The organism is Limosilactobacillus viscerum (assembly GCF_947387525.1).
Lineage (GTDB): Bacteria > Bacillota > Bacilli > Lactobacillales > Lactobacillaceae > Limosilactobacillus > Limosilactobacillus viscerum.
The window spans coordinates 19,117-31,927 of record NZ_CANDNW010000012.1 but is presented as its reverse complement, the minus strand read 5'-3'; the positions used below and the strand labels follow the sequence as shown (position 1 = coordinate 31,927).

General features: G+C 44.4%; 12 protein-coding genes. 1 reads left to right on the top strand and 11 read right to left on the bottom strand.

The features are described 5' to 3' along the window. Positions 1–13: 13 nt before the first annotated feature. The 5 genes from tig to rpsO all read right to left on the bottom strand — a co-directional run bounded on the left by tig (position 14) and on the right by rpsO (position 6,097). Positions 14–1,336 (bottom strand): trigger factor, encoded by a 1,323-nt coding sequence (gene tig / locus QOS07_RS04955; protein ID WP_283587891.1) that lies wholly within the window; start codon positions 1,334–1,336, stop codon positions 14–16. A gap of 178 nt (positions 1,337–1,514) precedes the next feature. Then, a complete protein-coding gene (gene tuf / locus QOS07_RS04950; RefSeq protein WP_283587890.1) occupies positions 1,515–2,705 on the bottom strand; it encodes an elongation factor Tu in 1,191 nt (396 codons plus the stop codon). 177 nt (positions 2,706–2,882) lie between these two features. Further along, positions 2,883–3,791, bottom strand: coding sequence for an outer membrane protein assembly factor BamD (locus QOS07_RS04945; RefSeq protein ID WP_283587889.1), 909 nt, complete (start codon positions 3,789–3,791; stop codon positions 2,883–2,885). A gap of 72 nt (positions 3,792–3,863) precedes the next feature. After that, positions 3,864–5,657 (bottom strand): ribonuclease J, encoded by a 1,794-nt coding sequence (locus tag QOS07_RS04940; protein WP_283587888.1) that lies wholly within the window; start codon positions 5,655–5,657, stop codon positions 3,864–3,866. A 170-nt stretch (positions 5,658–5,827) separates the two neighbouring features. Further along, positions 5,828–6,097 (bottom strand): 30S ribosomal protein S15, encoded by a 270-nt coding sequence (rpsO, locus tag QOS07_RS04935; protein ID WP_003711721.1) that lies wholly within the window; start codon positions 6,095–6,097, stop codon positions 5,828–5,830. A 256-nt stretch (positions 6,098–6,353) separates the two neighbouring features. Between rpsO and rpsT the strand changes: the two genes are divergently transcribed. Continuing rightward, on the top strand, positions 6,354–6,608 hold the full coding sequence (gene rpsT / locus QOS07_RS04930; protein ID WP_283587887.1) for a 30S ribosomal protein S20: 255 nt from the start codon (positions 6,354–6,356) through the stop codon (positions 6,606–6,608). A 117-nt stretch (positions 6,609–6,725) separates the two neighbouring features. Here rpsT and holA read toward each other — a convergent pair whose 3' ends face one another. The 6 genes from holA to coaD all read right to left on the bottom strand — a co-directional run bounded on the left by holA (position 6,726) and on the right by coaD (position 12,810). Continuing rightward, on the bottom strand, positions 6,726–7,745 hold the full coding sequence (gene holA, locus QOS07_RS04925) for a DNA polymerase III subunit delta (RefSeq protein WP_283587886.1): 1,020 nt from the start codon (positions 7,743–7,745) through the stop codon (positions 6,726–6,728). Next, positions 7,715–9,988, bottom strand: coding sequence for a DNA internalization-related competence protein ComEC/Rec2 (locus QOS07_RS04920; RefSeq protein WP_283587907.1), 2,274 nt, complete (start codon positions 9,986–9,988; stop codon positions 7,715–7,717). The genes holA and QOS07_RS04920 overlap by 31 nt, the downstream gene beginning before the upstream one ends. Next, positions 9,989–10,480, bottom strand: a complete 492-nt coding sequence (locus QOS07_RS04915; protein WP_283587885.1) for a ComE operon protein 2 — start codon at positions 10,478–10,480, stop codon at positions 9,989–9,991. A 57-nt stretch (positions 10,481–10,537) separates the two neighbouring features. Continuing rightward, positions 10,538–11,167, bottom strand: a complete 630-nt coding sequence (locus QOS07_RS04910; protein WP_283587884.1) for a helix-hairpin-helix domain-containing protein — start codon at positions 11,165–11,167, stop codon at positions 10,538–10,540. An 88-nt stretch (positions 11,168–11,255) separates the two neighbouring features. Then, a complete protein-coding gene (locus tag QOS07_RS04905; protein ID WP_283587883.1) occupies positions 11,256–12,305 on the bottom strand; it encodes a SepM family pheromone-processing serine protease in 1,050 nt (349 codons plus the stop codon). Beyond that, positions 12,289–12,810, bottom strand: a complete 522-nt coding sequence (coaD, locus tag QOS07_RS04900; protein ID WP_283587882.1) for a pantetheine-phosphate adenylyltransferase — start codon at positions 12,808–12,810, stop codon at positions 12,289–12,291. The genes QOS07_RS04905 and coaD overlap by 17 nt, the downstream gene beginning before the upstream one ends. Position 12,811 lies beyond the last annotated feature (1 nt).

The following is a 12,811-nucleotide window of genomic DNA, read 5'->3' as shown; positions in this document are numbered from 1 at the left end:
AAAATACTAACGATTACTTGTCAGCCTTTTCGTCATCCTTCTTGGCATCCTTAACTTGCTTTGCTGAATCAGCAACCAAGTCAACTGCCTTCTTAATCTTGATATCATGACTCAGCATGTCCTTTGACAGGGCCTTTTCAACGGCATTTTCTTCCATCCCGTATTGCTTTGCCAAGTCCTTGATTTCATCCTTGATTTCGTCATCGCTTGCTTCCAGGTTAGCATCATCAACGATTGCTTCCAGAACTAAGTTAGTCTTAACCCGTTGTGCAGCGTCATTAGCGAATTGCTTCTTCAGGTCGTCTTCCTTAGTACCAGTGATTTGGAAGTACATTTGAGGACTGATACCCTGTTGTTGCATACCAGCAAGGTATTGTTGCATTTGCCGGTTAGTATCTTCGTCCAGCATTGCTTGTGGGATGTCTTCGATTTCTGCGTTAGCAACTGCCTTTTCAATTGCAGCATCTTCAATGGCACCTTTAGCTTGGTCGTCCTTTTGTTGTTGAAGTTGCTTCCGGGTCTTGTCCTTCAATTCATCTAAGGTGTCAACATCTTCGTCAACGTCCTTAGCAAAGTCATCGTCTAATTCTGGAAGTTGCTTTTCCTTAATTTCGTGAACCTTTACCTTAAAGATTGCATCCTTACCAGCAAGTTCCTTTGCGTGGTAGTCTTCAGGGAAAGTAACCTTAACATCAACGTCATCACCAGAGTTAGCACCAACTAATTGGTCTTCAAAGCCTGGAATAAAGGAACCAGAACCTAATTCAAGTGAGTAGTTGTCGGCAGAACCACCGTCAAACTTCTTACCATCAATGCTACCTTCGTAGTCGATAACAACCGTATCGCCCTTTGCAGCTGGCTTGTCTTCCTTCAGAACTAATTCAGCTTGTTGTTGACGCTTCTTTTCGATTTCTGAGTCAACATCAGCATCGGAAACAGTTGTGTCTTGTTCTGGAACTTCCATTCCCTTGTATTCGCCCAGCTTAACTTCTGGTTCAACTGCAACTTCAGCAGTCAAAGTCCAAGGTTGACCCTTTTCCATGCTCTTGATGTCAATCTTTGGTTGGTCAACTGGCTTGATACCAGTTTCCTTAACGGCATCACTGTAAGCATCTGGTAATACCTTGTTTAAAGCATCTTGGTAGAGAGATTCTTCACCGTACATTTGGTTGAAGATTTGGCGTGGAACACGGCCCTTCCGGAAACCTGGAACCGTAATCTTCTTCCGAGTTTCAACGAAAGCTTCGTCAATTCCCTTGTTAATCGTGTCGACATCAATATCAAACGTTAATGTCCCTTTGCTGGCATCGCTATCGCGTTCCCATTTTGCTGACATTTTATTTCCTCCAATAACAATCAATTTGACCATTGCTTAAAAGCAGGTCTTTACATACCTTATTAGTTTACCGTACGCCTGCCGCAATTGCAACTAAATGCAAGCTTTCCACCCTTATTATTTAAAAGAAAAAGAACCCGGAATAATCCGGATTCTTTCAAATTGCCTAATTGAAAAATTAGTCTAAGACTTCTGATACCACACCGGCACCAACAGTGTGTCCACCTTCACGGATGGTGAACTTCAGACCCTTTTCAAGGGCAACTGGCTTTTGCAGGTTAACAGTGAACGTTACGTTATCACCAGGCATAACCATTTCTACGCCATCTGGCAATTCAATCGTACCAGTAACATCAGTTGTGTGGAAGTAGAATTGTGGACGGTAGTTGGAGAAGAATGGCGTGTGACGGCCCCCTTCTTCCTTGGTCATAACATAAACTTCACCCTTGAAGTTCATGTGAGTTTGGATCGAACCTGGTTCAGCAAGAACTTGACCACGTTGAACTTGGTCGTGTGAAATACCACGAAGAAGTACACCAACGTTGTCCCCGGCTTCACCAAGGTCAAGAGTCTTGTGGAACATTTCCAGACCAGTAACAGTTGACTTCAGAACATCTTCAGTCAAACCAACGATTTCAACTTCGTCACCAATCTTAACAGTACCACGGTCGATACGACCTGAAGCAACAGTACCACGACCAGTGATAGTGAAGACGTCTTCGACAGGCATCATGAATGGCTTGTCAGTAGGACGCTTTGGAGTTGGGATGTAGTCATCAACAACATCCATCAAGTGAAGGATAACCTTTTCTTGTTCTGGGTCACCTTCAAGAGCCTTGAGGGCAGAACCACGAACAACCGGAATGTCGTCACCAGGGAAATCGTATTCACTAAGCAGGTCACGAACTTCCATTTCAACCAAGTCAACCAATTCGTCATCGTCAACCAAGTCGGTCTTGTTCAAGAATACAACGATGTATTGAACACCAACCTGACGAGCCAGAAGAATGTGTTCACGGGTTTGTGGCATAGGACCATCAGTTGCGGCAACAACCAAGATAGCACCATCCATTTGTGCGGCACCAGTGATCATGTTCTTAACGTAGTCGGCGTGACCTGGAGCATCGATGTGGGCGTAGTGACGCTTTTCAGTTTCGTATTCAACGTGGGCAGTGTTGATAGTGATACCACGTTCCTTTTCTTCTGGAGCAGCATCGATATCAGCGTAATCTTCTGCCTTAGCAAGGCCCTTTTCAGCAAGTACCTTAGTGATAGCAGCAGTTAAAGTAGTCTTCCCGTGGTCAACGTGGCCAATAGTACCAATGTTAACATGGGGCTTAGTACGTTCATAATGTTCTTTTTCAGCCATTAATGAAAACCTCCTGATAATTTACAAGTATAATGCCAGTCGTCCCATAAGAATGACTGACACACCTTTATAGATATTGTACTACTTCTTTTCGCCAATTGAAAGATTTATATCAACAGCTCGAAGAAGAATTCTTAAATATAATATCAACTATCATCCAATTTGTAAATAATAATGCTAATGTTTTTCGCTTAAATCATCAATTATCCTGGTTAATTCTTCCTGAGTAGCCATTACCTTTGGATTTACCTTCCCTTTTTCACCACGAATCCGCATGATCAGACACCTAATCCACTCTTTTACATCATCAATTTGATTATTAATCAGTGGGTAAAGCAGCATCAACTGCATCTGAAGCTCCTGGTTGGCAAGCTGAAGCTCACTTGGGTTGTGGTTGCCTAATTCATTGGTCAACTCATTTCTTAATGCTTGAACAAGTCCTAAATCATCAATCGAAAGTAAATCACCGGGAACAAACGAATATTCCTTGCCGTCGATCCAGCGAATAACCATTTCTTTTTCAATGCCAATTTGCCGGAGCGTATCGACAATCGACGCCTTAATTAACTGGTGGGTAAAGGGATCACGCAGCAAAAATTGTGCCCCGGTTAAATACTCATCGAGTGGTAATTGCTGTGCTTCACTCAGCCGCTCTTGTTGTTCATTTAATGAACAATCACCAAGGTGGTAAAAGGAGCGCAATTCCGTCTGAATTGTTGTTTGAAATTTCTGACGCGCATCCCGTTCACCTTCTTCAACCAACTGGATGAGTTCGTCTTGCCAACCAGCTGGTAACCCAGCGATAAACAGGCGGGCTGAAATGTAAGACTGGTTATGAAGCAAAAGGTGAACCGCCAGCCGCGCATTAGGTTGGTCAGCCGCAAAAACGGCCGGTTGCTCAACTAGGTAAACAAATGCTCGCGCGTATTGTTTCCCCCGGTACAAGGCAAGTACTAGTGATTTTGTGACGTCATCACTTGGCACTTGGTTAAGCAAGTCTTCAAGCAATGAAGCTGCTTTTAGCCACTTTTCTTCTGTCATTAATTTTAAAGCTTTTTGGTATTGTTCTTCTTGCTCGTTATTCATGTGTTGTTCCTCATTATAGATAGAAAGCGGGGTTGTGGAAGATTGCCCACAGCCCCACTTGCACATATTCAATTAGTTACCTTGCTTTTTCTTGTCTGCTTGATGTTTCCGTCCTCGACCGCGACCACGGTGTTGTTCTTTCTTGTGGTTAGCTTTTTCCTTCTTGTTTTCGCTCCCACTATTATTTTTGGCCTTTTTCTTAGCGTGTTGGTTAATTTCCATAATTACCGGAAGAATAACCGGGTGCCGCTTAGTCTGGTCAAACAAGAACCGGTTTAACTTTTCACGGACGTCTTGTTTAAGGTGCCCCCAGTCAAATTCCTTTTGGTCGAGGTTGTCTTGAACTACCTTTTCAACCAGGTCAGCACTTTGCTTCATCAACTGGTGGTTAGTCTTAACAAAGACAAAACCACGGGAAGTAATTTGTGGACGAGCCACGATCTTTTTCTTCTTCCGGTCAATTGTTGCAACAACTACAAAAATACCATCTTCGGAAAGAACCCGGCGGTCACGAAGAACGATGTTCCCAATGTCACCAATACCGGTACCATCAATCATGGTATTGCCGACATCAATGTGTTCACCGACATGGAATTCACCATTGTCGTAATCTAAAACATCCCCCTTATTAGTAATGAAGATGTTTTCTGGCTTTACCCCAACTTCCTCTGCCAGTTCGGCATGCTGGTCTAAGAGGCGGTACTCACCCTGGATCGGGATAAAGTATTTCGGCTTCATGAAGTTAAGCATTAATTGTTGGTCATTTTGGTTAGCGTGACCGGACGGGTTAAGATCATCAGAAATAAACTTAACTTCCGCACCAGTGCGGTAGATCATATCTTTAGTCTTCTGTACTTCAGTTTCTTGCGCATATGAAGGCGTGGTGGTGACAAATACCAAGTCATTATCCGTTAGCTTAATCTTTGGGTTGTCCCCGTTAGCAATCTGCTGAAGTGACTTAATTGGCTCACCCATTTTGCCGGTTTCAAGAATAACCACTTGATTTGGATCCAGCTTGTCAGCTTCCTTAATGCTAATCAGTAAGTCCTGTGGAAGCTTTAACTTGCCCAGGTCCATCGCGGTATCAATAATTTGTTCGATATCGCTACCAGAAAGAACGATTTTACGGTCAACCGCTACCGCTGCATCAATAATCTGCTGGACACGCATAATATTTGAAGCAACACTAGCAACGACGATCCGCCCACTCTGGTACTTGAAGGTCTCCTTGATATATTCACCAATATCCTTCTCCCGCGTCGAAGCACCGGCAATGCCAGCACCCGCAGAATCACTAAGAAGAGCTAGCACACCCTGGGAACCAACTTCTGCCAGTCGTGCTAAGTCAGTTTGGTAACCTTCAGTTGCCGTTTGGTCGAACTTGAAGTCACCAGTATAAACAATATTTCCTTCGTTTGTCTCCAGCACAATTCCTAATGTTTCCGGAATCGTGTGCGTGGTCTGGAAAAACGAAACAGTTACGTCGTCAAAGTCAATCGCGGTGCTCTCGCCAACCACGTGAAAGTCGTTAAACTTCTTAGCTTCCTTATGCTTCTTTACTGCCAGCTTAGCAAGTGCAATTGTCATTTCACTACCGAATACTGGAACGTTAAAGTCCATTAAGAAGTACGGTAGTGCTCCGATCGAATCCGCATGTCCGTGGGTCAGGAAAACGCCGACGATCTGGTCCTTGTGCTTGCGTAAGTATTCCCAGTCTGGAATAACAACATCAATTCCCATCAATTCATTTTCGGGGTACTTCAGACCAGCGTCCAGAATAAAAATCTGGCCATCAATTTCCACCGCGTACATGTTTTTTCCATTTTCACGAACCCCACCAAATGGGATGATTTTAATTTTGCTCATTAGCTTGGCTCCTTTAAGTTTATTTCTCTTTTTAAGTTAATCAACAAAGAGAATTTATTTCGTCCAAAAATAGCTATTAATATCTTACCACATTCAATATTAACAATGGAAACCAAACAAATAAAAAAGGTATCCCAGCGAAAACTGGAATACCTTTTCGTGAATTAAGATTAACGACGTAAACCTAATTCCTTAATCAATTCACGGTAAGCAGGAAGGTCAGTCCGACGTAAGTAAGCTAACAGGTTACGACGGTGACCAATCTTCTTCATCAAACCACGTTGTGAGTGGTAATCATGCTTGTGAGTACGAAGGTGTTCGTTCAGTTCATTGATGTCAGCAGTTAAAACAGCGACTTGAACTTGAGTAGAACCAGTGTCACCTTCATGAGTTGCGAATTGCTTAATGATTTGATCCTTGCGTTCCTTTGAAAGAGCCATGATCAATTTCCCACCTTTCAATAATTAAATCTGCCTAGTTCTAAGTACGACGTCGGTGAGGATCGTCAAACTGAGAAGAGGCAATGCCGCAAACGCGGTCTTTAACAATATACGGCATCTTCGCCCAGATTGCAATACTTTCTCTCCAATCCACTCCTATTATGGTTAAACTATTGCATTGGCGGCGAGTCTTTTGTATAATGACAAATGTTGAAAATTCTGGTCAACTGAATACTGGGTAACGGAGGTGAAACTCATGCCAATTATTAAGTCAGCGATCGAACGTGTTAAGACTAGTGAAAAGGCCGAAGCACGTAACGCTTCCCAATTAAGCCATATGCGGACTGCTATCAAGAAGTTCGACAAGGCCAAGCTTGCTGGTGAAGGCGACCTTGACAAGTTATACAAGGATGCTATTTCAGCAATTGACCGTGCCCACTCAAAGGGTCTTATCAAGGCTAACAAAGCAGCACGGGATAAGTCTCGTCTGTCAGCTCGTTACAACAAGTAATGAGATTTGTTAAGGCAACTTATCTGAGTTGCCTTTTTTCTTTCTAAAAACATACATACAAAACAAGAGACTAGGAAAGGTTTATTTTCTTCCTAGTCTCTTGTTTTTTAAATTAAATCAGACCGCTCGTGAATATTGGAGTAAGAAGAGCTGAAACAGTAATTCAGGGTCCCGTTGGGTCGTCTTCAGCGACTTCTCAATTCCTACGAGCCCCAAATAAGCATTTTCTAAGTCTAACAAAGTAAAGCGCCGGACCGTTTGCAAACCTAGTTTAACCCGGTATGGGTGTACGCTTAGCTTGCTGGCAATACTTCCCTGACTCAGGCCATGCTTTGCTAGTACCTTAATTTGAATCAATAAGCGGAATTGGCTTACTAATACCGCATTAATCTGCAGCGGCTGTTTTTGCCCTTCCAGGAGCTGCTTATATAATTCCAGTGATGTCACCTGGTTATGTTGTAAGACCGTAGTCACCAGGTCAAACACATTATCATCAAGTGACTGTGGTACCAAATCTTGGACCATTTTTACCGTGATTAGTTTTTCTTGGTAAGCAAGGATCTTAAGCTTGCTTAGGTTAGCGACCATCAACCCATAGTCAGCATTCGTCCGTTGAACCAGTTCATCAAGTGCCTGGTCTTCAATCGAAAATCCCTCCGTCCGTAACTGGTTAGCTAACTGCTGACGGGCCTGTTGTTCGTTAAGCGGTGCGGCACTAACGGTAACCGCAACCTTCTTTAACTCTTTAACGATTTTTTTACGGCCATCAAGTTTTTCGTACGGTGCAAGAAATACTAAGGTTGTCGCCGGTTCCGGGTGTTGTAAATAATGCAGTAACGAGTCAAGGTCGTGGTCTACCTTGGCTCCCTTTTCATTGGTAAGAAAGTAAGGTTTGTTAATAATTACCAAGCGTCGGTCGCCAAAGAAAGGCGCTGACATCGCATCATCGAGTGCACTGGCAACCGGTGTTACTTCCATATCATACCGTCCAACGTTCATCACCTGCTGGTCTGCCGGGATAATTGAAAGAAAGCTATTTAACGCAGCCTGCTGCAATACCTGCTGGGTTCCTAAAACTAGGTATATCATTGCTGGCGCTTTTTGTTTTAACTGTTTAGTGAGTTCGGTAACGTCCACCGAATTTCATCCCCCTTTAGTTTCGTCAGCCAACGGCCGTGTGTTCCATAATACTTATATTTTATCATCCCATATTGCTGGGTTGAAAGCGTACTGATCCGTCCTTGTTTCAGCTCATCGACCACCTCATCATTTGGGTGGTGATAACGGTTAAACCGTCCCGCCGAAATAATCGCATACTTAACCTGCAATTGAGTTAAGAAGTGCGGATCACTAGCAGTGCGACTACCATGGTGTCCTAGTTTTAACACATCGACCCGTAAACTAGGATACTTAGCGAGAATTGCTAATTCCCCCTGCCGGTCAAGGTCACCGGTAAACAAGAATAGACGACCACCAAACCGCCCCGTCACCACTAATGAGTCCTCATTTTTGCCTTCACCAACCGTAAAGGGGTGTAAAACCCTTAGCTCACGATTGATTGCCGGCGACTGGTCCGTTACCCCGAGCACTTGCCCGTTAAATGGACAGCCAGCCACTTTTCGTAAAAAGGCCGCCTGCTTCTCCATTCCCGCGGGCACAACAACCTGCTTCACCTTCATCTCCTGCAAGAATGTCGGTAAGTAACCAATGTGGTCAGCATCATGGTGACTAAGATAAATGGTGTCGAGCCGATTAACCCCCTGGCTTTTTAAATAATTAATTGTTGCCCGGTGCGCAAGGTCACTTGTAAAACTGCTCTGCGCCCACGCAGGTTGCCGAAAAGTTAGTTTGCCACCAGTATCAATTAAGTATACCCGACGATTAAAAGGCGTCTTAACGATGATGCTATCACCCTGACCGATATCAACAAATGTTACCTCACCATGAAGTGGAAAGTGAATTAGGGTAAAGCAAATTAAATATAACGTAAAAAGCTGGCAATAACGTTTCCGGCTTTCACATTCAATAAGCCAAATGGTCATGGTAAAAAGAACCAGGGCCCACCATAGACTAGGCTTACCAAAGCTGACCTCCCCCGGAAGACTTGCCAACACATTAAGGAGTCGTTGAAAAATCACGAGGATGGTATTAGCAAAGCTACCGATCCATGGCAACAAGGAATAAATAACTGCACTAATTAAGACTAGTGGGAAAATAACCGTTGAAAAGACAGGGATCATCACAAAGCTTGCCACCAGGCTAAGCACATGAAACTCATATACGTGACAAAGGATTGATGGAAGACTAAGCAATCCCAATAGCCAACACTGCTTAAAGGGGCGAATATCCCCCGCAAGCACTTGCAATGTTAGCGAAAGGAGGTAGCTTAATTGACCACCAAGGTTAAATAAAAGATACGGGTTCCAGGCAAGGCCAAGCAGTAAGCTAATTGCCCACCCATCAAGCGCATCGACCTTTAATAACCGGTGCGTAAGTGAGACTTCCATCATCAAAACTGCCCGCACCAAGCTGGTTGAGCCACCGCCAATAATGAGGTACAGCGGTAAAATAATGATTAACAGCCAATCTAGTGTCTCCCGTTCAAGCCATAGGTAGGTACCCACTAGTTGGATAATATTCACCAATAAAATAATGTGCATCCCGGAAATGCAAAAGAGGTGGATAATCCCAAGCCGACGAACTGCACTAGTCAATTCATCATTATTAACCGTATTATCGCCCACTATCAGTTGCCGACAGTAACCAGTCAGTGGCTGTGGCATTGTTGAAAAGTACCGAATTAGCATTGCCCGTAGCTGGTGACACTGCTGGCGAATTCCTCGTGGCTTTACCTGCTGAATCGCGTCAATTTCTTTTATCCGTAACTCATTAAAGATTCGTTGCTGCTGGTAATAAAAACGTGAATCAAATTGTCCCTCATTAGTCGCTGGTATAATCGGCTGCAGAGTACCAGTTACCCGCCATAAGGAAGGAGATTTCAGTGACTGAATTTGCTCTAATTCTTCCTTGCTTTTGGCCCGGTAGGTAATCGTTTCGCGCTGGTGGTCAGACTGACTAAGACCAGTTGCGAACACCAAGGCCCCGTTAGTCCTAACCTCATCCGGCATCACCAGCAGGACCTGCCTACAATCAACAGCAGAAGAAAGCCTTTGGTGGTCAGCCGATTGACAACGAATTACCGCAATTAGGCTTACGACCCCTACTGCGATAATTGACGTTAACAGTACTCGGCGGTTTTCTAAGCGAATCACTCGCCAGGTCATCCAACCACCGATAAGGATTATTAACGGGTGCGGATTAATGACAACCGTTGCAAAAATTCCGGCAAGGAGCGCCGGAAATACCCAATAATGACGGATTTACTTATTGGCCGCCTGGGGATCAATATATTGATCCAGGTGGACTTCATCCAGAATATTGTCGTCTAATTTGATTTGGCGTAAGCGAACATGTTTTAGCTGGATTAACTTCATTGCGTAATCATCATTATGGTAATTACGGATATAGTTAATCTCACGGATTCCCGCCTGAAGCAGACTCTTAGTGCACTGCAAGCAAGGGAAGTCTGTCACGTACAGACTTGCTCCATCCATTGAAATACCGAACTTAGCACACTGCAAGATGGCATTCATCTCCGCGTGAATGGTCCGCACACAGTGACCGTCACGGAGGTAACACCCCTTGTCAATACAATGATCATCACCGGCAACGGAACCATTGTACCCGCCGGCGATAATCCGCTTATCACGAACCAGCACTGCCCCTACGGAAAGTCGTTCACAGGTGCTCCGTGATGCTAATAATGCCGCTTGGATCATAAAATACTGATCCCAATCAATTCTTTGCTTCATCAAATCACTCCCTTATATTACGTTTAGTATAGCAAATAATTATTAATAGCCAAATACTTAGACGGCAACTTGATCTTTCAGCTTTGCAACGGTTTTTTCACCAAAGCCGTCAACCTGCATCAACTCGTCAACCGATTTGAATTGCCCGTGCTGTTGACGATACTCAAGGATCATGTCTGCTTTTTTATCTCCAATTCCGTTAATTTGACATAGCTGCTCCTTACTAGCAGTATTTAGGTTTATTGTTGATTTTCCATTATCGGTACCATTAAGACTCGCGTCACTACTGCTTGCCGCTGCTGGAACTTGTTCACCAACTACCGGCACGTATACCACCTGCTGGTCAGCCAACTCCTTTGCCAGATTCACTGCCTTCATTTCAGCATTATTAAGCGGTCCGCCTGCTGCACGCAACGCTTCAGCAACCCGCGCACCACGTTTAAAGTAATATATCCCTGGCTTTTTTACCGCTCCCTTCACATCAACACATACCTTACTAGGCTGGTCTGACGAAGATACAGAAGTTGAACTGCTCACTGATGACATGGTGCTAAATGATGCCGGCTCACTTTGCCTCGTTTGCTCACCATGCCGCAGCCAAGCCAGGGCCCCGAGGATTACAACAAATACTAAGCCGATTACGATTTGGTAATGGTAGTCAATCCACCATTCACGTAGTTTTTCCATTTCATCTCCCCTCCTAGTTATTAAATACGGTAAAAATTAAAAATGTGGCCGAGAAATATTTTTTCTCAGTCACATTTTAAATATTATCCTAGTTGGTCGACTGGAGGTAATGAACAGCCTGGTTGAAATTAGTAATCGGTACTACCTTCATCCCTGGCGCGTACTTCTTAGCCGTCCGCTTTGCCATTTGGTAGTTTGTCTGGTGGTCTTCCTCATACTTAAGCAGTAGCTTAGTTGGCTTGACATATGGTGCAAGAAAAATTTTTGCCCCAGCACGGTGGGCGGCAATAACTTTCTTATCAATCCCGCCAATTTCACCAACCTGGCCATCGGAGTCAATCGTTCCAGTTCCAGCAATCTTCCGTCCCTTTTGCAGGTCCTGACCGCTAATTTGTTGATAAATTTGAAGGGTAAACATCAGACCACCCGATGGCCCGCCCAGTTGGCCAGGGTCTACCTTAACCTTGGGTTTAGTAGTAACCTTCATGTTATTCGTCAACATAATACCAATCCCAGCACGGGTACCAGTTAATCGTACCAGCCGGTGAGTTGTGGTATGTTCCTGACCACCCCGTTGGTAGGTGACGGTCAACGGTGAACCCACTTTTTGCTTCCCAATGTATTTTTGGTAACCCTGGGCTGTGTTAAAGTGGCGCCCATTAACCTTGGTAATTGTATCACCGACATGGATGGCCTTTTTGAACCGTGAATTAGGCTGTACCTGGAGGACGTAAATACCCAGGTACCTCTTTTTAACTGGTTGGCCTGCTTTCTTGAAAGCAACCGCAATTGCCTCATTAATTGAGCTATCCATGTAGAACTTCTGTACCTTGTCAAAGGTGGCACTATTCTGACCGCCCGTCACGTCATCAGCCTTTTCCACTGACAGGTATGGGACCATTTTGGCCATCACATATGTCGCTGGTCTTGCCTGTTGCAAGGCAACCGAGGTAATCATAAAACTGCCCCTCCCGTGGTCCGGATGGCCCTTAATTTTCACAAACGAGCGGAGGTTACTAGCATTACCGGGCCCTTCAATGTATGAATTGAGTGGCCATAGCAGTGCCCAGCCAACAAAAAGGACCAGGGCTAAGACAACCCCAATCCAGCGTAATACCTTTTTATCTTGTTTTTTCATTATCCTTCTCTACCTGCATTAGTTGCTTTTCTTCAAGACGTTTCCGTAATGCTTCATTAATATTAGCGGGTAAGTACGCAGAAATATCACCACCAGCAGCCGTTACTTCCTTCAAGAGACTACTAGAGAGGTGCTGGTATTGCGGCTTAGCCAATAGAAAGACGGTCTCACACTGGTCGTCAAGAAATTCATTCATTGCGGCAATGTCACGTTCATATTGAAAATCAGTTGTGTTCCGCAACCCCCGCATTAAGTAGTCCGCCCCAATTTTGTTCATCAAGTCAACGGTTAGCCCCTGGGCGGTAATAACTGAAACATTATCTAAACCACTGACCGCCTCTTTAATTTGGGCCACCCGTTCGTCGATCGTGAACAAGGGCTGCTTGCTCTGGTTTGTCATCACCGCTACCGCTAGTTGGTCAAAGAGAGCACTACCCCGCTTAATTAGGTCTAGGTGGCCAAGTGTCAACGGGTCAAAAGTACCCGGAAATAATGCAACTTTCATC